The sequence below is a fragment of the Pectobacterium araliae genome, from assembly GCF_037076465.1.
In the GTDB taxonomy this organism is placed as follows: domain Bacteria; phylum Pseudomonadota; class Gammaproteobacteria; order Enterobacterales; family Enterobacteriaceae; genus Pectobacterium; species Pectobacterium araliae.
This window is the reverse complement of sequence record NZ_AP028908.1, coordinates 17,398-42,778: the sequence shown is the minus strand read 5'-3', so window position 1 is coordinate 42,778 and position 25,381 is coordinate 17,398. Positions and strand designations below refer to the sequence as shown.

Below are 25,381 nucleotides of genomic sequence, written 5' to 3'. Positions count from 1 at the left end.
CTATAAAAACGACAAATTGAGATTTAAAAAGCCCACCGCCCCCCTGTTATGTTTATCACTTGATATTGAATTTTCTCTACGTATTTCAATTTTTCGTTATAAGGGAGCGATCCGACGAATGTCATTGATGATGAAACGATCGGGCACGGAAGGACATGGGCAGCGCACACCGTTATGGAAAAATGTGACAGCGCGGCTACGCCAGATCGCCGCGATTCTGGCCGCTGGTGCCGTATTACTTATGTCCACCGCTGATGCGCAGGACAGCGTACCGACGCAGCTACGCGTCGGCTATCAGAAAGGGTCGATCAGTCTGGTGCTGGCAAAATCTCACCAGTTGCTGGAGAAACAGTTCCCCAACACCAAAATCAGCTGGGTTGAATTCCCCGCAGGTCCACAGATGTTGGAAGCGCTGAATGTTGGCAGTATCGATCTCGGCAGTACAGGTGATATCCCGCCTATTTTTGCGCAGGCCGCTGGCGCTGATCTGCTGTATGTCGGCGTGGAACCGCCGAAGCCCGAAGCAGAGGTCATTCTGGTACGAGAAGACAGTCCGGTGAAAACCGTTGCCGATCTGAAAGGTCGCAAAGTCGCTTTCCAGAAAGGCTCCAGCGCGCACAACACGTTGCTGCGTGCGCTGCAACGAGACGGGCTGAAATTCACTGATATCCAACCGACCTACCTGACACCTGCTGACGCCCGAGCAGCCTTCCAGCAAGGCAACGTCGATGCATGGGCGATCTGGGACCCCTATTATTCTGCCGCGCTGCTGGAAGGCGGCGTCCGCGTACTGGTTGACAGCAGCGGGCTGGAGAAAACCGGTTCCTTCTATCTGGCGGGACGCCTTTATACCGAAGCGCACGGCACCTTTATTCGTCAGGTACTGGACGTGCTAACCAAAGCCGATGCCTTAACGTTCAGTGACCGGACGCAAAGCGTCACACTGTTAGCCAACGCGGTGGGGCTACCGGAAAAAGTGATTGAAACGGCACTCGATCATCGCCCGCCAACCACTATCGAACCGTTGGATGCCGCCACGATCAAGGCACAGCAATCCACCGCCGACCTGTTTTATGAAAACCGGCTGGTGCCAGTGAAGGTCAATATCGCAGAGCGCGTCTGGCACCCCCAAACGCCGTAATTCGCTTATCACACGTTTACCGTTCAGGAGAACACGCCATGAGTCTTAACGTATTCTGGTTTCTGCCCACCCACGGAGACGGTCGCTATCTGGGTAGCACCGAGGGCGCACGTCATGTTGATTACAGCTATCTGCAACAGGTGGCACAAGCCGCCGAGCGGCAAGGATTCGGCGGCGTGCTGCTGCCGACGGGTCGCTCCTGCGAAGATTCCTGGCTGGTGGCAGCATCGCTCATCCCGGTGACGCAGCGGCTGAAATTTCTCGTCGCCCTGCGCCCTGGCGTGATTTCCCCCACCATCGCCGCACGTCAGGCCGCCACGCTGGACAGGCTGTCTAACGGTCGCGCACTGTTCAATCTAGTAACGGGCGGCGACCCGGAAGAGTTGGCTGCTGAAGGGCTGTTCCTCAGCCATGAAGAACGCTATGAAGCCTCAGCAGAATTCACTCACATCTGGCGCAGATTACTGGAAGGGGAAACTGTCGATTTCTCCGGTAAACACATTCAAGTCAAAGATGCCAAACTGCTTTACCCACCCGTTCAGCAGCCACGCCCACCGCTCTATTTTGGCGGTTCGTCTGAAGCCGCACAAAATCTGGCGGCGGAGCAGGTTGATCTCTACCTGACCTGGGGGGAACCACCTGAGCAGGTGAAAGAAAAGCTGGCGGAAGTCCGCGCTAAAGCCGCAGCACAAGGGCGTGAGGTTCGCTTCGGTATTCGCCTGCACGTCATCGTGCGGGAAACCACCGAGGAAGCCTGGCAGGCTGCCGATCGGTTGATTTCCCATCTGGATGAACAAACCATCGCCGATGCACAGGCGGCGCTGGCGCGTTTCGATTCCGTCGGGCAACAGCGTATGGCAGCCCTGCACGGCGGCAAAAAGGACAAGCTGGAGATCAGCCCAAATCTGTGGGCCGGTATCGGTCTGGTCCGCGGAGGTGCGGGTACGGCGCTGGTTGGTGATGGTCCAACAGTGGCCGAACGCATTCAGGAATATGCCGATCTTGGGATCGATACCTTTATCCTGTCTGGCTATCCGCACCTGGAAGAGGCCTATCGCGTGGGTGAACTGCTGTTCCCGCACCTCGATTTGGCACAGCAGCCGACGCCGCTACATGCCGTGAACAACGCGGGAGAAGTGGTGGCAAACCGCTATGTACCGCGCAAAGTCTCGCAAAGCTGAGGAATCAATCATGGCAAGAACGCTCTCTTCACTGGCGCAGCGGTTTGCGCCTTTCCTGCTCCCCGTGACGCTGCTGGTCGCGTGGCAGATCTCCGTCGAGTTCGGCTGGCTATCCAACCGGATTCTACCTGCGCCCAGTTCGGTGATTACTTCGGGGTGGTCACTCATCGCTAGCGGCGAACTGTGGCAGCATCTGGCGATCAGCGGCTGGCGCGCCCTGATTGGATTTACTATCGGCGGCAGCATCGGATTGGTGCTCGGCTTTATCACCGGGCTGTCACGTTGGGGCGAGCGTCTGCTGGACAGTTCGGTGCAGATGATCCGCAACGTCCCCCATCTGGCGCTGATTCCGCTAGTGATTCTGTGGTTTGGTATTGATGAGGCGGCCAAGATTTTTCTGGTCGCACTGGGTACGCTGTTTCCGGTTTACCTCAACACCTATCACGGTATTAAAAACATCGATCGCGGCCTGCTGGAAATGGCGCGTAGCTATGGCCTTTCCGGTATTAGCCTGTTTTCTCAGGTAGTGCTGCCCGGCGCGCTGCCGTCCATCATGGTCGGTATCCGTTTCGCGTTGGGCTTTATGTGGCTGACGCTGATCGTCGCGGAAACTATTTCTGCCAACTCTGGCATCGGCTATCTCGCCATGAACGCCCGCGAGTTTCTGCAAACGGACGTGGTGGTGGTCGCCATCATCCTTTACGCTCTGCTCGGCAAACTGGCCGATATCAGCGCTCAGGGGCTGGAGCGCATTTGGCTGCGCTGGAATCCGGCTTATCAAACCTCATCGAGGGACGCATCATGACCGCTGTTACCGATTTTGCAACACCCTCTCATTCACCCTCTCATTCACCGTCGCCGCTCACCAAGGGGACGCCGCTGGTGATCGATGCCATCACCAAGCACTACGGCCAGCGCACCGTGCTGAATGACGTGCAGTTGCGCATTCCTTCCGGGCAGTTTGTAGCCATCGTCGGCCGCAGCGGCTGTGGTAAAAGCACCCTGCTGCGACTGCTCGCTGGTCTGGAAGCCGCCAGCAGTGGTGAACTGCTGACGGGCACCGCGCCACTCAGCAGCGCGAAAGACGACACGCGGCTAATGTTTCAGGAAGCACGACTGCTGCCATGGAAAAAGGTGATCGATAATGTCGGGCTGGGGCTACGCGGCAACTGGCGTGAGAAAGCGCTGGAGGCGCTGGTCTCCGTTGGGCTAGCCGATCGCGCCAACGACTGGCCAGCGGCGCTATCCGGTGGTCAGAAGCAGCGCGTTGCGCTGGCACGCGCGCTCATTCATCATCCGCGTCTGCTGCTGCTGGATGAACCGCTGGGCGCGTTGGATGCCTTAACCCGCATCGAGATGCAAAGCCTGATCGAAAATCTGTGGCTCCAGCACGGGTTCACCGTGCTGCTGGTGACGCACGATGTCTCCGAAGCCATTGCGTTAGCCGACAGGGTGATTCTTATCGAGGAAGGGCACGTGGGGCTGGACATCACGGTGGATTTGCCACGACCACGGCGTCGCGGCTCGGCAAAGCTAGCGGAACTGGAAGCTCAGGTGCTGGAACGCGTACTGGTTCCAACCTCATTCCCTTTACCTCAGCAGGCGGTGATATAACCTTCATTCTGGCGATCGAGACTGTGTATCTTATCGCCAGACTCAACATCAGTAATATTGACAAAGATTCTCAAAACACTCCGTTTTCCCTTCTCACATCATCGGCGTAATATCCTCTTCATCGAAAGGAAATACCCTTTCACTCCAAACAACATTGAATAGGATACATCACATGAAAAACGTAAAATTCTTCGCCGCTGCTGTCGTACTTTCTACTCTGTCTTTCGGTGCTTTCGCCGCCGACCAGGTCTCTTCACAACAGGCACAGCGTCTGGAAAAAGTCGGTGTCGTCACCGCAACAGCACGCAGCCTGGATTCACTGCAAACGCAGTTGGCTCAGAAAGCAGAAAAAGCCGGTGCCAACGCCTTCACCATCACCTCTGCAACCGGTGATAACCAACTGCGCGGCGTCGCCGTTATCTACAAATAATGCCTACTGATAAACAATCAAAAAATTAAACGGACTTTTCTCAATCAAGAGGAAAGTCCGTTTTTTTATGGTTTCGTCTGAACGCTGAAAGGCGCGAGTTACCCTACACGCTTCACTTCACCCACCAGTAAGATGTAAGACAGCGCACCAACCAAAGCCACACCAGCAATGTAGGTCAGTGCCGGAGCAAAACCGTAGTCCTGTGCCAGATAGCCAATGATCAACGGCACCGTAATACCGCCCAGACCGCCGACAAAGTTGAATACCCCGCCCGTCAGGCCAATCAGACGAATCGGTGCCAGCGACGACACCAGCGACCAGGTGATCGATGCAAAACCATTGCCAAAGAACGCCACGGCCATCAGCGTCATAATCCATACCGGATCATTCGTGTAGTTCGCCCCCATGATGCAAGTTGAAATCAACAGACCACAGATAATCGGCGTTTTACGCGCCAGACCGATCGATTTTCCGCTGCGCACCAAACGATCCGCCACAAATCCGGAAAGCAACACGCCAACAAACGCCGCCAGGAAAGGTACTGTCGTCATGAAGCCTGCCGTCAGTGCACTAATCTGTTTTTCCTGTGTCAGGTAGTTAGGGAACCACGTCAGGAAGAACCACAACGTAGAGGTCACGGCAAACTGCCCGATATACACGCCCACCAGTTTACGGTTAAACACCAGCTTCCAGTCAGCCGCTGTCAATGGAGTACGTGCTTTCTTCTCGGTCGGCGCATCACCATCAACAATACCGCCGCCTTCAGCAATGTAGTCCAACTCAGCCTGATTGATCCCTTTACTTTTCTTCGGTGGCTGATAAACGAAATGCCAGATAAGAGCCCAGACAATACCGATGCCGCCGGTGACAATAAACACCCAATGCCAGCTCAGGATTTCCTGAAGCCAAATGAGTAATGGCGTAAGAAATGCCAGACCCACAAACTGCCCCGATGTATAGAATCCAACGGCCGAAGCACGTTCTTGCTCAGGGAACCAGCTGGTTACCATGCGGTTGTTTGTCGGAAACGCGGGAGCTTCAAACAGCCCGGTCACGGCACGTAACCCAATCAATGATGCCAGACCCGTGGCGAAACCTTGCAGTAACGTAGCAATCGACCATCCCATGATGGCGATAAAATAGGTGACCTTTGAGCCGACGCGGTCAAGGAACCAGCCGCCAGGTATTTGGCATAACGTATAGGTCCAGGCAAACGCAGAAAAAATATAGCCCATTTGTGTTTTTGTAATGCCGAACTCTTCCTGAATATGTGCCGACGCCACAGCCAGGTTGGCCCGATCCACATAGCAAATGACGACGGTAATAAAAATCATCAGCAAGGTGAAATAACGCCGTTTTGTAGGACGGGTAGTTAATGTCATATCCATCTTATGTTCCTGTTATTTATTAAACGGGCAGCCATATTTATTGCCCGTTATTTTGAACGTTCAACAACACCAGCAGTTGGTATGCTTTATTTTTTCTAATGAAATAAATAACCGCGCACGTCAATATATTCCCCTATTGAGTATGGCGTTTTATTTTTAAAATCCCGGCGGTGGCTCATGATAAGTGGAAGATTACTTTCCCCGACACAATAAAATAGTAATCCCTCACAAAATAATCTATTTCGTGATAATCCCTGATTGTTCTATTCCATCGCGTCGGGGAAATGCGTTATGTATTACGGGTTACCAAACATCTAACCTATTGTATTTCTTATACCCTACACAACTTTCGTTGCAGGCAAGCCAACGAAAATAAGAGGTATTACCACTCGGCGACGGCACCATCAGGATAACGCCACACCGGGTTACGCCAGTCTGGCGCATTCTTACTACGTTCGATAACCAACTCTTCATTAATTTCCACACCAAGGCCTGGCTTATTCAGTGGATAGAAATGACCGTCGGTCATAGCAAAGTCTTCTTTATTAAGAACGTAGTCCAACAGCTCGGCACCTTTATTATAATGGATGCCCATACTTTGCTCTTGGAATACGGCGTTACGTGCCACAAAGTCGAGGTGCAAACAGGCTGCCAGGGCAATTGGACCTAATGGGCAGTGTGGTGCCAGCGCGACATCATAGGCTTCCGCCATTGCGGCAATTTTAAAGCACTCGGTAATTCCCCCTGCGTGAGACAGGTCAGGCTGAATAATGGCCAGTCCGCCATCTGCCAGTACGCGTTTAAAATCAAAGCGTGAGAACATACGCTCGCCCGCTGCAATTGGTAGGTGGGTTTGCGCCGCCAGACGAGGATAGTATTCCGCCTGTTCAGCCAGCACTGGCTCTTCAATAAACAACGGACGGTACGGTTCCAGCTCTTTGATCAGGATTTTCGCCATCGGCGCATCCACACGACCGTGGAAATCCAGACCGAATTCGATGCTGTTACCAAAGGCTTCGCGGATTTCAGCGACCACGGCCACCGCCGCATCCACTTTGCGCGAGTTATCAATGATGCCCATCTCTTCACAGCCGTTCAGCTTGAAGGTATCGAAGCCAATGTCGGTCAGCTTCTTGATACCGGCAATCACTTCGGAAGGACGATCGCCGCCAACCCAGCTGTAGGCCTTGATCTTATCGCGCACCAGCCCACCCAGTAGCTGATAAACCGGTACACCCAGCGCCTTGCCTTTGATATCCCACAATGCCTGATCGATACCGGCGATGGCGCTCATCAGGATTGGGCCGCCGCGGTAGAAACCCGCGCGGTAAAGCACCTGCCAGATATCGTTGATGCGTGCCGGGTCTTGCCCGATCAGATAGTCAGACAGCTCGTGAACGGCAGCTTCAACCGTACGTGCACGGCCTTCGATAACCGGTTCGCCCCAGCCGACAATGCCTTCATCGGTTTCAATCTTCAGGAACATCCAGCGTGGCGGCAGCCGGTACGTTGTAATTTTGGTAATTTTCATTGAACAGCGTCCTTATAGGCGTTAACAAATGCATGTGCTTTTTGCGCGGTAACATCAACCGACTGGCCGGCTCGATACAGATCGCTGCCTAGCCCGGCACCGATGCAGCCCGCACTAAGGTAATCCTTCAGGTTTTCTGGCGTGACGCCACCGACGGCAAAGACGGGAACGTCTTTTGGCAGCACCGCTTTCAGCGCCTTGATGTAGTCCGGCCCAAATGCCGATGACGGGAAAATTTTCAGGGACTGTGCACCGGCTTCCAACGCCACGAAGGCTTCCGTCGCGGTGGCACAGCCTGGGCACACGGTCATGCCGTAGCCCACCGCCCGACGAATCACCTCGGGAGAAATATTGGGAGTAACCACCAGCTTGCTGCCAATTTCCTGCAATTTGTCGACATATTCGGGTTTGAGTACCGTACCCGCACCGATCAGGGCACGATCGCCGAAATGTTCTACCGCCAGTTGAATACTTTCATACGGATTCGGCGAATTCAGTGGGATCTCCACAGCGTCGAATCCGGCATCCAGCAGTGCCGCGACATGCCCCAGAACTTCATCCGGCGTAATTCCGCGTAGAATCGCAATCAAGGGAAGATTAGTATTCCAACTCATTAACAATGCTCCTTATTCCTGCCTGAAAAGCCCGATCGCCATCTAGCTGCTGCCAGCGCAATCCAGCTCGTTGTAATGCTTTTTCGTAGCGCGCGGTCAGCGCAGGAGAACCGATTAACGTGATGGAGTCTCCCTCCGCCACCTGATAGTGGCGCTGCATTTGTGAGACTTCATTGCCAATCAGCAGCCCGGACAGCCAGTCGCTAACGGCACTTTTCTCCAAACGCCCCAGTACGTGCGCCGCACGGGTTTCAAACAGGCAACGGATAATATTGTCATCGGCAAAGCCTAACTCCAGCCCTTGCTGGAAAGCCTCGGGGGACGACTGCTGTTCGGTCAGCCCTACGCCAATTAACGACTGCGTCATCAGCAGGTGGTGCAGCTCACCCGTCATCACCGTGCGGAAATCCAGCACGTTGCTGTCATCGGCCCGCACCCATTTCGAGTGGGTTCCCGGCATCAAATAAAGAGAGGAAGGACATTCGCTATACGCGCCAATCAACTGAGTTTCTTCACCGCGAATCACATTACAGTTATCATCCTGCGCAATGCTCAACCCCGGAACGATCCAGGCGGCCAGTGGCTGCGCTTCTTCTACACGCGTCAGGCGGTGGGCGACGTCCGTCAGGCGAGTCGGGCATGACAAATAAGGCACCGAAAGCCAGCCCGCATTGCTGCCGATCATGCCCGCCATCACGACGGGCACATTGTGCTGCTGCCACGGCGCAACGATCTGCTGAAAAACCTGCTGCGGCGTCTGACCGTTCAAACGTGTGACGCCCGCTTCAGACTTCACGCTATCGATACAGACGCCATCCAGGTACAGCCACGCCCGCAGATTGGTCGAACCCCAGTCAATGGCGATATAGCTTTCACTCATGTAATGTCCTTTAACCGTTTGGTTGAGCTGGCGATCATGGTCAACGCCGCCCGCTCTGCTGCTGCAATATCCTGATGCCGAATGGCATCGTAAAGATCCTGATGCTCACGCAATGTCCGTGGCATGTTGTCTTCGTCCGGCATGTAGGTGCGTTCAAACACTGCACGCTGCAACGAACTGATCGCGATGCTCAACTGCTGTAGTACCGGGTTATGCACCGCCGCCAATACCGCCTCATGAAAACGAATGTCTGCTTCATTGAACGCATCACGATTCTGATGGTTGGAAATCATGTCGTTCAGCGCCGCTTCAATCACCGCCAGTTCGCTTGAAGTCGCGCGTTCAGCCGCCCAGCGTGCAATCGTCGGCTCCACCAGATTTCGCACTTCGCTCATCGCACTGATCAGACGTGGGTCGTAATCGCTTGCCAGAACCCATTGCAGAATGTCGGTATCCAGGTAATTCCACTGATTACGTGCGGCGACAAACGCGCCGCGATACCGCTTCACTTCCACCAGCCTTTTCGCCATCAGCGCCCTGAACACTTCACGAATGATGTTGCGCGAGGTCTGAAACTCTTCACACAACTCAGCTTCTGCGGGTAGCGGCGTGCCCGGAGCGTATTTCCCACCAACGATCTGTTGGCCAATATCCAGAATGATGCGGTCGGTTTTGCTTAATTCCTGCTTATTCATCATCACCTCAACGAGACAAAACGGATTGATATCACTGCACTTACTTTACCCGCCATGCCGCCTGACGTCGTCGAACTGTTGCACAATAACCGCATCACTCCCTCTTTCCTTGGCTTGATTGTAGTACCATTTATATGTGTTGTACTACAATCTGGATCACAAAACGGACAATTGATACAGCTTTGCAACATCGTGCATTACCGAATTTCAACATCCAGACGCATTGAGCCGAGCGAAGTTGGAAGGTGGCTAAGCGCGCCAGCAGCAGAGATAGAAAGGAAGGGAAGAAAAAGAATGACGGTTCAGGCTGTACGCAACGCGCACGCAAAAGAACCGTCATTAATGGCAAATTCAGGTAAGGATAAAGTTACGCCTGCTCCAGTACAAAATGCCCTTCCCCGACCTGCTTATAGCGGCGTGCGGGAGGGTGGAAATCGGGGGCGCGTACCGGACTGCGCAGTTCATCATGGGTGATATTACGCACCGGACGGGTATCTGGGTCAGGCACGGGCACCGCAGAAATCAGACGTCGGGTGTAATCATGCTGCGGATTATCGAAGATCGCCGAACGTGGCCCGATCTCCACGATTTCGCCGAGATACATCACCGCTACGCGGTGGCTAATGCGTTCGACCACCGCCATATCGTGCGAGATAAACAAGAATGACAGCCCCAGCTTCTGCTGGAGATCCAGCATCAGGTTGATCACCTGCGCTTTGACGGACACATCCAGCGCCGATACCGATTCATCGGCAATAATCACTTTCGGCTCCAGCGCCAGGGCACGCGCAATACACACACGCTGCCGCTGCCCGCCGGAGAACTGATGCGGGAAACGCGAGGCCATATCCCTGGATAACCCGACCTGTTCCAGCAGCGCGCTCACTCTTGCATTCACATTCTGTCGGGTCGCCAGACCGTGCAGCAGCATCGGTTCGGCAATCGCTTCCCCTATCCGCATGCGCGGGTTCAGGCTTTCATACGGATCCTGAAACACCATCTGAATCTGCCGCCGCGAATCCGTCAGTTCACGCTTATCCGCCGTGAGGATATTTTTTCCCAGCAGTTGAATCTCGCCGCTGACGGCATCGTTGAGGCGAATAATCGACCGCCCCGTGGTGGATTTACCGCAGCCTGACTCCCCGACCAGCGCAAGCGTTTCTCCCGGCCAGAGATCGAACGAGACGTTCTCCACCGCATGAACGCGCCCCGACAGCCGACGGAAAAATCCTGATCGGATATCAAATCGAGTAACCAGATTTTTGACCGTCAGCACCGGTTCCTCGCCCGACACGGTATTCACCGCTTCCGACACAGGCTGGCGCTCGCCCGTTTTGAGATCCACCAGTGGAAAGCGTTGCGGCCACGCGCTGCCGGACATCGACCCTAATTTGGGCACCGCAGACAGCAGCATGCGGGTATAGGGCTGTTGTGGGTGGTGGAAGATTTCCCGCGTGACGGCGTTTTCCACCATCTCTCCCTGATACATCACCAGCGTACGGTCGGACACTTCCGCCACCACGCCCATGTCGTGGGTAATAAACAGCACCGACATCCCTTCTTCTTCCTGAAGGGTTTTTATCAGCGTCAGAATTTGTGCCTGAATCGTGACGTCCAGCGCCGTCGTCGGTTCATCGGCAATCAATAATTTCGGGTGGCAGGCCAGCGCAATCGCGATCACCACGCGCTGGCGCATCCCACCGGAGAAGCTCTGCGGGTATTCGTTCAGCCGTGATTTGGCGGCCGGAATGCGGACTTTTTCCAACAGGCGCACCGCTTCAGCGCGCGCTTCGGCTTTCCCCATGCCGCGATGGCGGCGCAGCACTTCCGTAATCTGGTAACCAATCGGCAAAACCGGATTCAGGCTGGTCATCGGCTCCTGGAAAATCATGCCGATGCGGTTGCCGCGCACATCCTGCATCGCTTTATTGGGGAGCGACAGCAGTTCGGTGCCGTCAAAATGAATCTGACCTTCAACCCGGCTTTGGCCGGGTGGCAACAAGCGCATGATGGATTTCGCCATCACGCTCTTCCCTGAACCGGATTCCCCCACCACGGCGACGGTCTCTTTCTCGCCAATCGTGAAGGACAAATCCCGCACCACGTTCATCCATTCGCCGTTCACCTGAAAGGCGGTGGTCAGATGCGAAACAGACATAATCGGCGCTGTCATGTGTTCATTACCCCTTATTCCCACGGGCGTTCCCACTGGTTAATTCCGTGGGTTGAGGATGTCGCGCAGCGCATCCCCCACCAGATTGATCGCCACAATCAGCAGCAACAGCGTTAACCCTGGGAAGAAGCTGATCCAGTAGTCGCCCGACATCAGGTACTCAAAACCGTTAGAAATCAGCAGCCCCAGCGACGGTTCCGTCACCGGTAGACCGATCCCCAGAAACGAAAGCGTGGCTTCCAGCATGATGGCGTAGGCAATGCGCATCGTTACCACCACGATTAGCGGTGCCAGACAGTTCGGTAAAATATGGCGAAACAGGATGCGGCGGTTGGACAACGCCATGCTGCGCGCCGCATCCACATAGCTGCGGCGACGCTCCACCAGCGCTGAACCGCGAATCGTGCGCGCGTAGTAAGCCCACTGGGTCACCACCAGCGCCATGATGATCTTATCGACGCCTTGCCCCAGCACCGCCAGCAGGATCAGCGCAATCAGGATCGGCGGGAAGCTAAGCTGGATATCGACGATACGCATGATCGTGGCATCCGTTTTTCCACCGACGTAGGCACTAATCAACCCCAGCGAGGCACCAATCAGCAGCGCGAGTATCGCACTAGAGAAACCGACCATCAGGCTGATGCGAGTACCGTACAGAATCGCGCTGAACAGGTCGCGCCCTTGATCGTCCGTCCCCAGCCAGTACGTCATGCCCGCCATACTGGAGGAACCTGGTGCCAGTCGGCCATCCATGATGTCGAGCTGCATGAGATCGTAGGGGTTCTGCGGCGACAGAAGCGGGGCAAACAGCGCCAACAGCACAAAAATCGCCAGCATGATCAGCCCACACAGCGCCAGCCGATCGTTGACCAGCGCCATCATGACGCGCACCACCGGATGCGATGCTTTTTTCACGACCGTGGGCTGATGTATGGTATTCCCCGTCATCCCTTATCTCCTCCCAGCCGCACGCGCGGATCGACCAACACGTACAGTAAATCCACCAGCAGGTTGATCACGCTGAACATCACGACGGTAATCATCAGGTAAGCCAGGATGACCGGGCGATCGAGCACAGCGATCGAGTCAATAATCAACTTACCCATGCCCGGCCAGGCGTAAATCGTTTCCGTGACCACAGCGAACGCAATCAGCGATCCCAGTTCCAGCCCCAGCACGGTAATCAGAGGAATCAGCGTGTTGCGCAGCACATGAACCAGCACAATGCGGGTTTCCGACAGCCCCTTTGCTCGGGCAAACTGCACATAATCCTGTTGCAGACACTCCATCACGCCCGCCCGCATCAGGCGAATGACCAGCGAGATCTTAAACAGTGCGAGATTAAACGCGGGCAGCAACAGGTGTTCGAGGCCATCGCGGGTGAGAAAACTGAATGGGATGCCGAACAGATCGTGAGTATCCCCCCTGCCCGACGAGGGCAGCCAGCCTAGCTTCACGCTGAACAGCATAATCATCACCAGCCCGATCCAGAACGTGGGCAGGCTAAAGCCCAGAATGGAGAAGGTCATGATGGATTTGGACACCGCGCTGTCCGGCTTTAGACCCGCGTAAATCCCCAGCGGGATACCGACAACCAGCGCCATCACGAACGCCACCATCGCCAGTTCGAGCGTGGCCGGCATGCGCTGAAAAATCAGCGTCAGCGCCGGTTGGTTAAAGATGAAAGACTTGCCCATGTCGCCCTGAAAGGCGTTCCAGACAAACAGCCCGTACTGTTCCCAGACGGGCTTATCCAGACCGAAGGACTGAATCACCGCCAGCCGTTCCGCTGGCGTGGCCGTTGCGCCCAACAGCATATCGACCGGATTACCGACCAGATAGACACCCACAAACACCAGCACCGACATAACAGCCAGCGTCAGCAGCGTTTGTCCGATTCGGCTTAGCAGGTAGGCAACCATCAGCGCTCCTCTGAGCTATTTATGACTTCAGAACCCGTTACTGCTTCTGAACCCGTAGTTGCTTCTAAACCTGTAGTTGCTTCTAAACCTGTAGTTGCTTCTAAACCTGTAGTTGCTTCTAAACCTGTAGTTGCTTCTAAACCGTAGCAGCGCAGGCGATCGGCAATCAGGCTGAGAAACCCTTGTTCGTCGATTTCCCGCATGACCAGCGCATTATCCGGCTCATCCAGTTTGTGATAAAAATCGGCAAACACGTAGCCCGCCGTTTTGCCGGTGACTTCCACGCCTACACGCACAGACGCCGATTGGAACAGCTCAGGTTTTAGCAGCCATGAAATGACGGTTGCATCATGAATCGGACCACCTTCGCGACCAAAACGTGCCACTTCATTACGATCGAACGTGCGTAATAGCGCCGCCATCGCCTTGCCCGGTTCACCGCCGCTGCGTTCAATCTCATCAATCTGTTCCGCCTGAATCAATGCCTGAAACGTCATATCCAACGGCATGATGACAAGGGGAACGCCGGAGGAAAAGACGATATCCGCCGCATGGGGATCGGCATAAACGTTAAAGTCAGCCCATGGCACACGATTGCCCAACGCGGTAAAGGCACAGCTCATGGACACAATCTGTTTGATACCGCGCGCAACATCAGGATGAAAACGCAGCGCCAAGGCCAGATTGGTCATCGGCCCTATCGAACACAGCGTGATCGGATTATTGTCCGCTGCTGCCTGGCGCGTCGTTCGCACCAGAAAATCGACGGCGTGTTCCTGCTCCGGCAACAGTGTGCTATCTGGCACCCACTCAGGGGAAAATGCACCGATATGCGCATATTTACCAAACACCTGCTCACGGATCAGCGGGCGCGATGCACCCGCAAAAATCGGCACATCGGTTCGCCCCGTCAGGCCAACGACTTTGCAGGCATTCGCCAGCGTCGCCTCAAGCGGGACATTACCCGCCACAGCGGTGATACCGAGCACGTCCAGTTCAGGTGAAGCCAAGGCCAGCCAAATGGCTATCGCATCGTCAACGCCGGGATCGGTATCAATAATAATGCGTTCTCGCACCATATCAGGCTCCCTTCCCGTAGCGGCTCAGTAGGTCAGCAAACAGTTCGACCACCTGTTTGGCATCCACTCCCGTCACCACATCCACATTTGGCTGACGCGCGGTTTTTCCGTACCAGTCAGCAACGGTTTGCCCCATACACAGCTCGCTATCCTGCTCAATGTAGACGCTGGCTTTTTCCGTCGTGAAGCAGTGCGGCGCCAGCACCCAAGCAATAACCAACGGATCATGTAATGGGCCACCGCGTGAACCATAGCGACGGATGTCATTGCGATCCCAAAACGCCATCATTTCGCCCAGAGGTGCGGAAATACGTCCAGATAGCGCAATGAAACGCGCGACCAATTCCGGCGTCAAAATCACCCGATGCGTGACATCCAACGGGAGCGCAACGATCGCAATCGACGAGTCAAACACCACTTTTGCCGCCTGCGGATCGGCAATCATATTAAATTCAGACGTCAGGCTGCGGTTACCCGCTTCCCGGTACGCGCCACCCATCATCACAATGCGTTCAATGCCGTTAGCAATCTCAGGCACCATACGCAAAGCCGTCGCCACATTGGTTAATGGCCCGAGCGTACACAGCGTAATGGGCTTGCCATCGACAATCGCCCGCTGGCACTGTTCGATAATAAAATTCACCGCGTGCTGCGGTTCTGCCTGCTTTTGCGGCACCGGCAGCACCGTCTGACCTAATCCACTTTCACCGTGAAACTGACCGTGGATCGGTTCGCGTAACAGCGGGCGATGACAGCCAGCGAAAACCGGGATATCCGTGCGCTGACCCAGCTCAACAATTTGCAGCGCATTACGCACCGTCTTTTCCACTGGCTGGTTGCCACACACCGCGCAAATACCGCGAATATCCAGCTCAGGAGCCACAAATGCACTTAACAACGCAATCGCGTCATCGATCCCCGGATCGCAATCAATAATAATAGGTAGGACGCTCATCCTATGGTTATTCCTTTTCTCTTTTTTAATCGGCACTGACAAATATCAAGGTGCAGAAAGCCCACACGGCAACAACGTTAAAAATAACAACCTCGATTTCGCTTTAGAGGCCGCCAACAGATGCCAGAACGTCTGCGATCTCCTTACGCGCCTTTTCATCCAACGGCTGCTGAGGTGGCAGTGGGTCACCGACTTCAAATCCCTGCAATTGCAGCGCCGCTTTAATACAACCGGCAATGGAATAACGGGCAAAGATTTCATTGATGCGCCACAGCGGACGCTGAAGCTCCATGGCTCTGTTCCAGTCTCCCGCGCGGGCGGCTTCATACAGAGCGATACTCTGTTTGGGGACGATACACGCCGGACCCGCCATCCAACCGACACCGCCAATCAGCATCACGCAGGCGGGAATATGCGCGGACGCAGAGAACACCTCCATCCGGCCACGAGTACGTTCAATAATGGACAGCAAACGCCCGGTATTGGTCGAGGCGTCTTTGATATAGCGGATATTCTCGACGTGGCTCAGACGTTCTATGACAGGCAAGCTCAAATCGGAGCGCTGGAACTGAGGATTGGTGTAGAGCACCGCCGGTTTACCCTGTGCGGCCTCGGCAATGGCGCGGAAATACTGTTCGACACCGTCATCGTTCAACGGGAAATAGGCTTCCAGCACCGCGAGAATGCCATCAGCGCCCAGTTCGACGTAACGTTTCGTTTGCTCAACGGCATCCTGAATGGTGGTAGAGGCGACACCTGCGATAACGGGCACACGGCCTGCTGTCGTCTCGATCACCGTTTTAACCACATCGAGACGCTGAGCCGCAGAGAGATAGGCAAATTCACCCGTGCTACCCAATGGCACCACGCCATGTACGCCACACTGAATCAGGTGCTCGGTGAGCTGTGCCAGCACAGGCTTATCGACCTGACCATCGGGTTTAACTGGGGACACCAAATAGGGAAAAACACCGCTAAATGCATTCACACCGCTCTCCTTGTTATCGGTAATAAGGGGTGAAGCCTCACCCCTCTTGGCTCATGATTGAAAGGTGACTATTTCGCGGAACGGACAAAGTACGGCAGCGTGTAGGCATCGGAACGGCCCACGTAGGTATACTGCTTTTTCATCGCCCAGGTGTTGGACAAGAACATCACTGGAATCACCCCCAGATCGTTCATACCGATGTTCATTGCCTCAGCCAGCAGCGCATCTCGCTTGGTATCATCCAACGTGGCACGCGCTTCGTTCAGCGTTTTATCAAAGACAGGATTGGAATAGCGACCACGATTCCCCTGTCCTGCATTGGGGCCAAAGGTTTCTAGCAATGGTCCCAATACACCAGAGGCTTCCCCGGTTTCAATCGCGGCCCCGCCCATAATCAAACTGAATTCCTGGCGAGAAGCGCGCGAGAAGTACACGCTGCCGGGCATCGTAACCACTTCGGTTTTGATGCCGACACGTGTGAACATTTGGCCAATGGCCTGAGCAATTTTAGAATCATTAGGATAACGATCGTTAGACGCATGGAAGGTCAGCGTGAAACCATCGGGGTAACCCGCCGCTGCCAGTTCCTGCTTGGCTTTCTCCGGACTGTAAACCGGCGCAGGAATGGAAGCGGAATACCCGAGATACCCCTTCGGTACAAGCTGAGAGGCAACAACAGCCTGCCCCTCCATCACACGATCGACGATTGCCTGACGATTAAGTGCTAAAGACATCGCCTGGCGTACTTCTTTTTTTAGTAATGGGTTTTTACCATCAGAACCTTTGGCGAACGGTGATTCATCTCGCTGCTGATCCATATGAAGGTAAATAATACGATTCCCTGGTGTTGAAATCGTTTTTAACTGCTGATTTTTTTCAATATTACTGCTGTCGGCTGTTGGAACGTTTTCAATCATGTCCACATCACCGGATAATACGGCTGCTACACGTGCACTACTGTTTTTAAATACACGGACAGTTACGTTGTCCCACTCGGCTTTTCCTCCCCAGTAATCATCATTACGACTAAGGACTACTCGGTCGTCCGGCACCCAGGAAACAAATTTGAATGGCCCTGTACCAATCACCTCTTTTCCTGAATTCAACGTTTCCGTCGGGACATTCTCAAGTCGGGCGGGCAAAATGGAAACCCGACTTAAATTATTCAGCAGCAGCGGCGATGCCTCTTTTGTCTTTATCCGCACCGTTAATGGATTCACTTCTATTACTTCAGCAATGTCGCTGACGTAAGGTGCGTAAGAGCTTGGGCTGTTTTTTGAGGCCAGCGCAACACGCTTAATGCTGGCAATCACATCTTTAGCCGTAAAATCACTGCCGTCGTGAAACTTGACGCCAGGACGCAATACAAATTCCCACGTTTTGTCGTCAATCACTTTCCAACGGGTTGCCAGGGCAGGTGCAATCTGCTGTTTTTCATCCTGTACAACCAAACCGTCAAAAATATTGCGCGCCATTGCGCTATTCGCTCCACCCACATAAAACTGCGGATCCATTGATGTGGTGGAGGAAGCCAAACCGATATTCAGGTCCGCGCTATAAACCAAAGGTGAAGATGAAAATAAAACGGTAAACAATAACGCCAGCGTTGATTTCTTCATTCACTAACCCTCTGTTCCATGATTGAGTACTAATGAAGTGTATTAAATCTTATGATTGTGAGTCTATGCGTCAGATTGGATAATGAAAAATTGCATTTTGTGTTAAATTGATAACTAAATGTTATGTTTTAAGGTGACTAGCATGCGTATCAATCCCCGTCAGGTTGAAGCCTTCCATAAAGTCATCCTCACCGGAGGCATCACCGCTGCCGCCAACATGATGTACATCACCCAGCCCGCCGTCAGCCGACTCATTAAGGACTTTGAAGACGCACTGAATCTGAAGCTGTTTGATAGAGACGGACGCGGCTTGATCCCACGTGCCGAGGCAATGAAGCTGTATCGGGAAGTTGAACGTCTTTATTTGGGGTTGGATCACATCGGGCTGATTGCCGATGAAATTCGCCACGCTAAAGGCAGTGTCCTGCGCATCGCCGCCGTTCAGGCGCTTTCGTTTCTTTGCTCAGACCAGGTTCTCCCTACCTTACTCAAGAAATATCCCGATCTTTCCCTGTTTTTAGACATCGAAAGCAGCAGCCGTATTACAGACGCGATTGCTGAAAATCACTATGACGTTGGGTTTATTTTCGGCCAGCCGGGTATCAAAGGGCTGGAAGCTGAACCGCTGGCCGACGCCAGTGCTGTCGCAGTGTTAGCAGTGGATCACCCCCTTGCTACAGCCGATGAAATCACGCTGGCCGATCTGGCCAACACCAACACCCGCGCAATTCTGCCCGGCAGAACCACGCCGTTGCGGGCGCAAATCGATATCTCCGCCAGAAAAGAGCAAATCTATCTGCATAACCCTATCGAAACCTCGATGGTTAACTGCTGCGTGCTGGCTTCAAGAAATGTCGGCATCGGCGTGGTGGATTTTATTACCGCGTTGAATAGCCCTTCGCCCGTTATCGTAAAACCATTCAACCCCGATATAAAAATGGCGTATTGCGCGGTATATCCCCCTCAAATTCCTCGCAGCCAAGTGGTGAATCACATCACTCTGGTGATGAAAGAAAAACTAGCGGCGAGCTTGGCGTTGAAATAATTATTGGCCGTACCATACTGGAGGCTTGAAAATTTAAAATGCCCATTATGGAAACCCAGTCTCATCTTCCAACCTATCGATTCTTCGGTAGTTTTCCTGGTGTCATCATAAAGGCAAGAGTCTTCTTTTAGGTAATGCACCAACTTCAGAAGACCCTGCTCTTATCATTAAATATTAATTATTTACCCCAAACGCCATACGTTTGTAGATCACCGACCTTACGAATGAAGTCATTATATTTTTTACTTTCCTCCTGCGGAAGGGTCATGGTGTTTTTCGCGTATACCGTGATCAAATCGCCATATATCTTACTAATATTAGAGATTATTTTATCATGAGTCTCGACGTCATTGCTTTCTTTTAACTTCTTCACTTCGCTGATTATTTCGTCTGCATTTTTCTGCATATCTGCATTGAGGAAACTCACCGCTGGAGCATCATAGTTAAATACCATGTTAATTGAGTCGTCACCTTCATCCTCCGGCGACTCAGACTTGAGATCTTCTTTATAAGTATTTAATAAATATTCCAACATATCTTTCTTATCAAAGCATTTGGATCTAATATTACCACTTGGATTACGCTCATTGATTTTGATTGACTCAGGGAACGGTTCATCTAATTGGTAATTACATTTAAATTTTTTGGCATCAATGACGGAGGCGTTTGCACTTCTGGCAGGCATTTCTAACTGATTCCCGTTTATCGTCACATCATAGGTTGCTGGTTTAAATTTATTCGACGCCCCTTCAACGGCATAGACTTCTGATAACGTATAATAAACATGATTATCTGGATTGATAATTCCACCGTTGTTATCATCCAAAACCATGAAGGAGAAAACCTCACCTTTGCTGTTTTCTAATTTATGCATACCTGAAGAAAGTTCAATATTCCCCTTACCTCCTGGTACTATTTCATAATTTTCACCATCAACCTTAAAGGTTATATTTTTGTTGGTGGGGTTGCTATAGTGAAACTCTCCTTCACGACTTGTTAGATCTAACCCATTATAAAAATAAAAAGAAATTGCAAAAATCAAAGCCAGCCCTAATTTTAATACCGTCTTCATGATATAGTTCCATAATTGAAATATATTACGTCCAATGATTACAAAGCTAATGCAAAAAAGATTTTAACATATCAACCACAGCTATATATTCTGAATTAAGTAAAATCAGCCACCTGGCTATCTATAATCTCTCAATAGCATATTGAGAATATCCTGATTTTGGCTCAGATACTCAATCAGGTGATTATCAGATAACCGTTTATACCGAGTTCCAGACGGACGGCGACGCCGTTCCCACCCACGATTTAGGATGAGGTGAATGAGAGAACCATTGACTCAGCCAGTTTGAACGCCGCTTGCAGCGGCTATTCAGGGTGAGTCTCAGAGATAAGCCGAGTATTACCAACGCACAAGCAGCTTGGAATATAACAGGTCTATCCCTAATCAGGCATTAAGAACGAATTTCTCGATCGCGTAGGCGACGCCGTCTTCCATGTTAGTTCTGGTGACAAACTGGCTGGCTTCTTTCACTTCATCGGTAGCATTCCCCATCGCGACGCCGATACCCGCATAGCGAATCATCGCCAAATCGTTCTGCTGATCGCCCAGCGTCATGACGCTTTCGCGTGGAATGCCGAGGTGTTCCGCCAGCATCTTCACGCCTTCACCTTTGTTGACGCGCTTATCCAGAATTTCCAGATAGTATTCGGCGCTCTTCATGATGGTGTAGCGTTCAAAAGCTTCCGCGGGCAATTGGCTAATGGCGCGATCCAGAATCTCTGGTTCATCAATCATCATCACTTTCGGGAACGTCAGGCTACGATCCATTTCGTCTACCGCACGATACTTCAACGGCATCCCGGTCAGGTGAGATTCGTGAATGGTGTAAGGGCTGATGTCTTTATTGGCGGTATAGACAAAATTGAAATCCAGCGCGTGAAAATGGACACCCAATTTGCAGGCCAGCGCTTCAAAGTAGAGATAATCGTCGAAGCTCAATGCGGTTTGCGCCACACACTCACCGTTGACCGTGCGCTGCACCAGCGCACCGTTGTTGGTGATGCAGTAACAGCCTTCCTGCTGTAAATCTAACTCCATCAGGTAGCGTTCGACGCCGATGTAGGGGCGACCGGTTGCCAGCACGACCTGAACACCTTTCTCTCTGGCAGCGGCAATCGCGGCTTTTACCGCAGGTGAAATTTGATTTTGGGGCGTCAGCAACGTCCCATCCATATCAATAGCGATCAGTTTTACAGACATAGTTTTTCCAGCATCAAGTTATCTGTTTTCATGCTAACGCGATTCAGCGATGAAGTCGTTAGTGAAATACAGCAGGGTGACAGGCATATTACAATACAAGACAATCCCTCTTCCTGAAGGCTACCTCTGAAAACACGGAGCCATTTCGTGCGCCACAATACCTCCCTTCTCATGCTACTTCATAGCACGCGTCCGACATAGGGGGCTCAAGCGCCAGCCCCCTATGAACCCGGCTGCACGCTACATTATTTGTATATAAGCGCTCATCTTGGGGAAGAGGTTAACACTGACAAGAAAAAGCCGTGCGGTTAAGCACGGCCCTGTGGCTAACGTTTTCTACAATCGCCTTATAGCTCAGCACCGTTGCTGGAGATCACGTTCTTATACCAGTCAAAGCTCTTTTTCTTCGAGCGCTTGAACGTGCCGGTGCCATCATCATGCTTACCCACGTAAATGAAACCGTAACGTTTACTGTACTGACCGGTGGTAAACGACACACAGTCGATGCAGCCCCACGGGGTATAACCCATCAGTTCCACACCGTCTTCCACGACAGCTTTCTTCATCTGATCGATATGCGCTTTGAGGTACTCGATACGGTAATCGTCATTAATGCTGCCGTCAGCTTCCACCTTGTCTACCGCACCAAAGCCATTTTCGACGATGAACATCGGTTTCTGATAACGCTCGTAAAAACTGTTCAGCGTATAGCGCAGGCCAACCGGATCGATCTGCCAACCCCACTCTGACGCTTTCACATGCGGGTTTTTCACGCCGCCGTCAAAACCTGCAATCGCATCTTCCGTTTTCCGACCTTTCGCCGCCAGTTGCACCGCGTTGCTCATGTAGTAGCTGAAACCCAGATAATCCGTGCAGCCATCACGCAGCGTCTGTTCATCTTCCGGGTGCATATCAATCTGATAGCCTTTACGCGCCCACTCTTTCAGGATGTAAGACGGATAATAACCGCGCAGTTGTACGTCACCGAACAGGTGGCGCTCACGCATCGCTTCCTGTGCAAACATCACGTCATCCGGGTGGCATGACCACGGGTAGAGTGGCACTAGCGCCAGCATGCAGCCGATTTTGAAATCTGGGTTAATGTCATGACCCAGTTTCACTACTTTCGCACTGGCGACAAACTGGTGGTGCAGCGTTTGGTACATCGCCTGCTCAGGCTTATCGTGATCGGTAAAAATCACGCCGGAACAGCAGTAGCCAAACAGCGGATACTGCCAGTTACGCTGGTTGTTGATCTCATTGAAGGTCATCCAGTATTTCACTTTGGACTGATAACGCTTCATGACCACTTCACTGTAGCGTACAAAGAAATCCACCACTTTACGGTTCACCCAGCCGCCGTACTGCTTAACCAGATGATGTGGCATCTCAAAGTGAGACAGCGTAATCACTGGCTCAATGTTATATTTCAGTAGTTCATCGAACAGGTCGTCATAGAATTGCAGACCCGCTTCATTCGGCTCCAATTCATCACCATTGGGGAAAATACGCGTCCAGGCAATCGAGGTGCGGAAACATTTAAAGCCCATCTCGGCGAACAGGGCGATATCCTGCTTATAGTGTGAATAGAATTCCACTGCCTGATGGTTTGGATAACTGACACCAGGCTGTACACCATCGGTAATCACACGGTCAACGCCATGCGCACCGCCGGACAGGACATCGCAAATACTGACGCCTTTACCGCCTTGATCCCAACCACCTTCAACTTGATGCGCCGCTACCGCGCCGCCCCACAGAAAGTCTTTCGGTAATTGTTCAATAGACATCTTGTTTCCTTCTCGTTAGTTCAGGTTTACATGTTGTTTCAGGGTGGAGATTTCCCGATGCAGTTGGATCAACGCCTCCACCAGCTCACGACATAACATCGCGTTCATCAGGTGATCTTGCGCGTGAACCAAAATCAGGTTGACCGAGATTTTTCCGCTGCCCTCATCGGCACCAATCAAAGCCGTTTGGATTTGATGGGCTTACAGAAGCCGCGTTCAGCCGTTCTTCAGCCGTACCCCAGTCGTATTTTCTGGCTGCGCTCTGCGCTTCCATCGAGCAGGAACGCGCCTCTCCCATATAGATAATCAGTTCCATTAGCGCATCGAAACAATAAAGCCATCCTTAATTGCCACAACATGACGCTGGCTGGAGAATTTTGCCGCAATCGGACTAATACGATTTTCGATAATGCCGAATAATAACTCGCTTAATTTACTCATTATTCCTCCCGCTCTGCTACGCAATCATCGCCAAGGTATCGTTAAGGACTTTTTCCCCCATTCATCATGCCGTAATCAACCATATTAATGACCGCAATTGGCTTTTTTTTCATCGGCTATCGCTTTGAATTCAGGCAGTTTATATTTGATTTGTGGCCCCAGCAGGCAGCAGTCATATTCATCAGTCAGCCCATTAACCACTTCAAAAACCACGGCTTTTATCTCAACAGCGATCGCTTTTTTCTCGGCGACCTTTTCCATTCGCTGTACCAACATGCTGGTAGACATTCCTGCTGCGCAACAGAGTAAAATCTTATTCATACTGCACCTCACCGTCCGTTTTTTTATTATTCAAGCAAGACATAAAACAATATGCAACCGGTTTCATATTGTTTTTACTATTTTTTGAAGGCGATCATAAATAGCGCAAGTGGGGCATATTTTTATCCCTATACTTGTTATTGGTGATAAAAAAGGAGAGTTTTCCCTATAATGGCGACATAAGTCAGTACAGGAGAACGGGAAAGTACGATGGTAACCATGCTCGATGTCGCGAAAAAAGCCGGTGTATCCAAGGCAACCGTATCACGCGTGCTGACAGGGAATAACTATGTCAGTAAAACCACGCGGGATCGGGTATTTCAGGCCATTGAAGAGATTGGCTACCGACCCAACCTACTGGCTCGCCAACTCGCCACGAGCAAATCACAAATTATTGGTTTGGTTGTCACCAATACGCTGTACAGCGGCCCCTATTTCAGCGAATTACTGTTCCAAACGGCAACCATGACGGAAAAATATGGCCGTCAACTCATCATGGCGGATGGCAAGCACAGCGCGGAAGAAGAGCGCGAAGCGATCCAATTCCTGCTCGATTTGCGCTGCGATGCCGTTATTATCTATCCGCGCTTTCTCTCCACGGATGAACTGGAAGAAATTATTGAACAGCACGATCAGCCGATCATGGTCGTGAACCGCACGCTGCATCAGCACAGTGATAGTGGTGTCTGCACCGATCACCAGCAACACAGCCATGATGCTGCCAATTACCTGATCGCGCAGGGTCATCGTGATATCGCGTTTATTTGCGGGTCGTCAAACTCCCCCACCGGCACAAGCAGGCTGGCGGGCTATCGACAGGCGTTAGTGAACAACGGGATTCCCTGCGATGACAGGCTGATTGCGCCAGGTGACTGGACCCATGACAGCGGCTATACGGCAGCAAAATCCCTGCTTCAAAGAGCAGCCACCTTCAGTGCGCTGGTTGCCTGCAATGACGATATGGCGATTGGTGCGGCGAAAGCGCTGCGCGAACACGGACTCGCCATTCCACAGGATGTCTCACTGCTGGGGTTTGACGATTTACCAATGGCATCATGGTTCTACCCGCCCCTCACCACCGTGCATGTGCCCGTCGCTGAGATGATCAACTACACCCTTGAAAAACTGCTGTGCCGGTTAGAAGGCGAAACCGTCACGCCAGCACCCGCTTTCAAGGGCGAACTGATTATCCGTGATTCCGTCAGCAAAGGCCCTGCCGCCTGATCCCCTTCACTCGGTGAGGCGTCATGCCTCACTGCAATCTTGATTTAATCACCACGCAGATTTGTGACATTTTCGTGA

Annotated in this window: 23 protein-coding genes and 2 pseudogenes; 7 read left to right on the top strand and 18 right to left on the bottom strand. The window is 52.4% G+C overall.

The features are described from left to right. Nucleotides 1-118: 118 nt before the first annotated feature. From AACH44_RS00200 to bhsA, 5 genes are all read left to right on the top strand, one after another. A complete protein-coding gene (locus AACH44_RS00200) occupies nucleotides 119-1,141 on the top strand; it encodes a sulfonate ABC transporter substrate-binding protein (protein WP_261847419.1) in 1,023 nt (340 codons plus the stop codon). Between the two features lie 38 nt (nucleotides 1,142-1,179). After that, nucleotides 1,180-2,322, top strand: coding sequence for an FMNH2-dependent alkanesulfonate monooxygenase (ssuD, locus tag AACH44_RS00195; RefSeq protein ID WP_261847418.1), 1,143 nt, complete (start codon nucleotides 1,180-1,182; stop codon nucleotides 2,320-2,322). 10 nt (nucleotides 2,323-2,332) lie between these two features. After that, a complete protein-coding gene (ssuC, locus tag AACH44_RS00190) occupies nucleotides 2,333-3,127 on the top strand; it encodes an aliphatic sulfonate ABC transporter permease SsuC (RefSeq protein WP_261847417.1) in 795 nt (264 codons plus the stop codon). Next, the gene (gene ssuB / locus AACH44_RS00185; RefSeq protein WP_338659450.1) at nucleotides 3,124-3,936 is read left to right on the top strand and encodes an aliphatic sulfonates ABC transporter ATP-binding protein; all 813 of its coding nucleotides are present in this window, start codon (nucleotides 3,124-3,126) and stop codon (nucleotides 3,934-3,936) included. Before ssuC ends, ssuB begins: the two co-directional genes overlap by 4 nt. A gap of 172 nt (nucleotides 3,937-4,108) precedes the next feature. Beyond that, complete coding sequence (gene bhsA, locus AACH44_RS00180; protein ID WP_261847415.1) at nucleotides 4,109-4,366, top strand: multiple stress resistance protein BhsA; 258 nt, start codon at nucleotides 4,109-4,111, stop codon at nucleotides 4,364-4,366. Nucleotides 4,367-4,464: 98 nt separating this feature from the next. On the opposite strand, the gene AACH44_RS00175 is transcribed toward bhsA, so the two are convergent. The 12 genes from AACH44_RS00175 to AACH44_RS00120 all read right to left on the bottom strand — a co-directional run bounded on the left by AACH44_RS00175 (nucleotide 4,465) and on the right by AACH44_RS00120 (nucleotide 18,210). Beyond that, entirely contained in the window at nucleotides 4,465-5,754 is a 1,290-nt protein-coding gene (locus tag AACH44_RS00175) for an MFS transporter (RefSeq protein ID WP_261847414.1), read from the bottom strand. A 382-nt stretch (nucleotides 5,755-6,136) separates the two neighbouring features. Further along, entirely contained in the window at nucleotides 6,137-7,285 is a 1,149-nt protein-coding gene (gene dgoD, locus AACH44_RS00170; protein ID WP_261847413.1) for a galactonate dehydratase, read from the bottom strand. Beyond that, nucleotides 7,282-7,899 (bottom strand): 2-dehydro-3-deoxy-6-phosphogalactonate aldolase, encoded by a 618-nt coding sequence (locus AACH44_RS00165; protein WP_261847412.1) that lies wholly within the window; start codon nucleotides 7,897-7,899, stop codon nucleotides 7,282-7,284. The genes dgoD and AACH44_RS00165 overlap by 4 nt, the downstream gene beginning before the upstream one ends. Further along, entirely contained in the window at nucleotides 7,883-8,779 is an 897-nt protein-coding gene (locus AACH44_RS00160) for a 2-dehydro-3-deoxygalactonokinase (RefSeq protein ID WP_261847411.1), read from the bottom strand. Before AACH44_RS00160 ends, AACH44_RS00165 begins: the two co-directional genes overlap by 17 nt. Then, nucleotides 8,776-9,474, bottom strand: a complete 699-nt coding sequence (gene dgoR, locus AACH44_RS00155) for a D-galactonate utilization transcriptional regulator DgoR (protein ID WP_261847486.1) — start codon at nucleotides 9,472-9,474, stop codon at nucleotides 8,776-8,778. The genes AACH44_RS00160 and dgoR overlap by 4 nt, the downstream gene beginning before the upstream one ends. A gap of 367 nt (nucleotides 9,475-9,841) precedes the next feature. Beyond that, the gene (locus tag AACH44_RS00150) at nucleotides 9,842-11,647 is read right to left on the bottom strand and encodes an ABC transporter ATP-binding protein (protein ID WP_261847410.1); all 1,806 of its coding nucleotides are present in this window, start codon (nucleotides 11,645-11,647) and stop codon (nucleotides 9,842-9,844) included. Nucleotides 11,648-11,686: 39 nt separating this feature from the next. Further along, nucleotides 11,687-12,595 carry an ABC transporter permease gene (locus tag AACH44_RS00145; protein WP_261847409.1) on the bottom strand — a complete coding sequence of 303 codons (909 nt, stop codon included), beginning with the start codon at nucleotides 12,593-12,595 and terminating at the stop codon, nucleotides 11,687-11,689. After that, entirely contained in the window at nucleotides 12,592-13,569 is a 978-nt protein-coding gene (locus AACH44_RS00140; protein WP_261847408.1) for an ABC transporter permease, read from the bottom strand. Before AACH44_RS00140 ends, AACH44_RS00145 begins: the two co-directional genes overlap by 4 nt. Continuing rightward, the gene (locus AACH44_RS00135) at nucleotides 13,569-14,648 is read right to left on the bottom strand and encodes a nucleoside hydrolase (RefSeq protein ID WP_261847407.1); all 1,080 of its coding nucleotides are present in this window, start codon (nucleotides 14,646-14,648) and stop codon (nucleotides 13,569-13,571) included. Before AACH44_RS00135 ends, AACH44_RS00140 begins: the two co-directional genes overlap by 1 nt. A 1-nt stretch (nucleotide 14,649) precedes the next feature. Then, on the bottom strand, nucleotides 14,650-15,603 hold the full coding sequence (locus AACH44_RS00130) for a nucleoside hydrolase (RefSeq protein ID WP_261847406.1): 954 nt from the start codon (nucleotides 15,601-15,603) through the stop codon (nucleotides 14,650-14,652). A 103-nt stretch (nucleotides 15,604-15,706) separates the two neighbouring features. Continuing rightward, nucleotides 15,707-16,591 carry a dihydrodipicolinate synthase family protein gene (locus AACH44_RS00125; protein ID WP_261847405.1) on the bottom strand — a complete coding sequence of 295 codons (885 nt, stop codon included), beginning with the start codon at nucleotides 16,589-16,591 and terminating at the stop codon, nucleotides 15,707-15,709. Between the two features lie 68 nt (nucleotides 16,592-16,659). Then, nucleotides 16,660-18,210: an ABC transporter substrate-binding protein gene (locus AACH44_RS00120; protein ID WP_261847404.1), complete on the bottom strand. Its 1,551-nt coding sequence runs from the start codon at nucleotides 18,208-18,210 to the stop codon at nucleotides 16,660-16,662. Between the two features lie 142 nt (nucleotides 18,211-18,352). On the opposite strand from AACH44_RS00120, the gene AACH44_RS00115 reads away from it, so the two are divergent. Next, nucleotides 18,353-19,255, top strand: a complete 903-nt coding sequence (locus AACH44_RS00115) for a LysR family transcriptional regulator (RefSeq protein ID WP_261847403.1) — start codon at nucleotides 18,353-18,355, stop codon at nucleotides 19,253-19,255. Between the two features lie 178 nt (nucleotides 19,256-19,433). On the opposite strand, the gene AACH44_RS00110 is transcribed toward AACH44_RS00115, so the two are convergent. The 6 genes and pseudogenes from AACH44_RS00110 to AACH44_RS00085 form a co-directional block, all read right to left on the bottom strand. After that, entirely contained in the window at nucleotides 19,434-20,327 is an 894-nt protein-coding gene (locus tag AACH44_RS00110; RefSeq protein WP_261847402.1) for a hypothetical protein, read from the bottom strand. 384 nt (nucleotides 20,328-20,711) lie between these two features. Then, nucleotides 20,712-21,527 (bottom strand): sugar-phosphatase, encoded by an 816-nt coding sequence (gene yidA, locus AACH44_RS00105; protein WP_261847401.1) that lies wholly within the window; start codon nucleotides 21,525-21,527, stop codon nucleotides 20,712-20,714. Between the two features lie 347 nt (nucleotides 21,528-21,874). After that, nucleotides 21,875-23,317 carry a 6-phospho-beta-glucosidase gene (locus tag AACH44_RS00100; RefSeq protein WP_261847400.1) on the bottom strand — a complete coding sequence of 481 codons (1,443 nt, stop codon included), beginning with the start codon at nucleotides 23,315-23,317 and terminating at the stop codon, nucleotides 21,875-21,877. A gap of 15 nt (nucleotides 23,318-23,332) precedes the next feature. Further along, nucleotides 23,333-23,633: pseudogene (locus AACH44_RS00095) on the bottom strand (PTS lactose/cellobiose transporter subunit IIA). Continuing rightward, nucleotides 23,633-23,758 carry a hypothetical protein gene (locus AACH44_RS00090; RefSeq protein WP_261847490.1) on the bottom strand — a complete coding sequence of 42 codons (126 nt, stop codon included), beginning with the start codon at nucleotides 23,756-23,758 and terminating at the stop codon, nucleotides 23,633-23,635. The pseudogene AACH44_RS00095 and the gene AACH44_RS00090 overlap by 1 nt, the downstream one beginning before the upstream one ends. A gap of 16 nt (nucleotides 23,759-23,774) precedes the next feature. Then, a pseudogene (locus AACH44_RS00085) lies at nucleotides 23,775-24,079 on the bottom strand (PTS sugar transporter subunit IIB). Between the two features lie 210 nt (nucleotides 24,080-24,289). Between AACH44_RS00085 and AACH44_RS00080 the strand changes: the two are divergent. Then, nucleotides 24,290-25,303 (top strand): LacI family DNA-binding transcriptional regulator, encoded by a 1,014-nt coding sequence (locus AACH44_RS00080; RefSeq protein ID WP_261847399.1) that lies wholly within the window; start codon nucleotides 24,290-24,292, stop codon nucleotides 25,301-25,303. The last annotated feature ends 78 nt before the right edge of the window (nucleotides 25,304-25,381 follow it).

Excerpts from the sequence above, each read along its gene's own strand:
- dgoD (WP_261847413.1), bottom strand. The coding sequence starts at position 7,285 with ATGAAAATTACCAAAATTACAACGTACCGGCTGCCGCCACGCTGGATG.
- AACH44_RS00100 (WP_261847400.1), bottom strand. The coding sequence starts at position 23,317 with ATGTCTATTGAACAATTACCGAAAGACTTTCTGTGGGGCGGCGCGGTA.
- dgoR (WP_261847486.1), bottom strand. The coding sequence starts at position 9,474 with ATGAATAAGCAGGAATTAAGCAAAACCGACCGCATCATTCTGGATATT.
- AACH44_RS00150 (WP_261847410.1), bottom strand. The coding sequence starts at position 11,647 with ATGACAGCGCCGATTATGTCTGTTTCGCATCTGACCACCGCCTTTCAG.
- bhsA (WP_261847415.1), top strand. The coding sequence starts at position 4,109 with ATGAAAAACGTAAAATTCTTCGCCGCTGCTGTCGTACTTTCTACTCTG.
- AACH44_RS00120 (WP_261847404.1), bottom strand. The coding sequence starts at position 18,210 with ATGAAGAAATCAACGCTGGCGTTATTGTTTACCGTTTTATTTTCATCT.
- AACH44_RS00130 (WP_261847406.1), bottom strand. The coding sequence starts at position 15,603 with ATGAGCGTCCTACCTATTATTATTGATTGCGATCCGGGGATCGATGAC.
- ssuB (WP_338659450.1), top strand. The coding sequence starts at position 3,124 with ATGACCGCTGTTACCGATTTTGCAACACCCTCTCATTCACCCTCTCAT.
- AACH44_RS00165 (WP_261847412.1), bottom strand. The coding sequence starts at position 7,899 with ATGAGTTGGAATACTAATCTTCCCTTGATTGCGATTCTACGCGGAATT.
- AACH44_RS00135 (WP_261847407.1), bottom strand. The coding sequence starts at position 14,648 with ATGGTGCGAGAACGCATTATTATTGATACCGATCCCGGCGTTGACGAT.
- AACH44_RS00175 (WP_261847414.1), bottom strand. The coding sequence starts at position 5,754 with ATGGATATGACATTAACTACCCGTCCTACAAAACGGCGTTATTTCACC.
- AACH44_RS00110 (WP_261847402.1), bottom strand. The coding sequence starts at position 20,327 with ATGAAGACGGTATTAAAATTAGGGCTGGCTTTGATTTTTGCAATTTCT.
- AACH44_RS00160 (WP_261847411.1), bottom strand. The coding sequence starts at position 8,779 with ATGAGTGAAAGCTATATCGCCATTGACTGGGGTTCGACCAATCTGCGG.
- AACH44_RS00090 (WP_261847490.1), bottom strand. The coding sequence starts at position 23,758 with ATGAGTAAATTAAGCGAGTTATTATTCGGCATTATCGAAAATCGTATT.
- ssuD (WP_261847418.1), top strand. The coding sequence starts at position 1,180 with ATGAGTCTTAACGTATTCTGGTTTCTGCCCACCCACGGAGACGGTCGC.
- yidA (WP_261847401.1), bottom strand. The coding sequence starts at position 21,527 with ATGTCTGTAAAACTGATCGCTATTGATATGGATGGGACGTTGCTGACG.
- ssuC (WP_261847417.1), top strand. The coding sequence starts at position 2,333 with ATGGCAAGAACGCTCTCTTCACTGGCGCAGCGGTTTGCGCCTTTCCTG.
- AACH44_RS00140 (WP_261847408.1), bottom strand. The coding sequence starts at position 13,569 with ATGGTTGCCTACCTGCTAAGCCGAATCGGACAAACGCTGCTGACGCTG.
- AACH44_RS00200 (WP_261847419.1), top strand. The coding sequence starts at position 119 with ATGTCATTGATGATGAAACGATCGGGCACGGAAGGACATGGGCAGCGC.
- AACH44_RS00115 (WP_261847403.1), top strand. The coding sequence starts at position 18,353 with ATGCGTATCAATCCCCGTCAGGTTGAAGCCTTCCATAAAGTCATCCTC.
- AACH44_RS00145 (WP_261847409.1), bottom strand. The coding sequence starts at position 12,595 with ATGACGGGGAATACCATACATCAGCCCACGGTCGTGAAAAAAGCATCG.
- AACH44_RS00080 (WP_261847399.1), top strand. The coding sequence starts at position 24,290 with ATGGTAACCATGCTCGATGTCGCGAAAAAAGCCGGTGTATCCAAGGCA.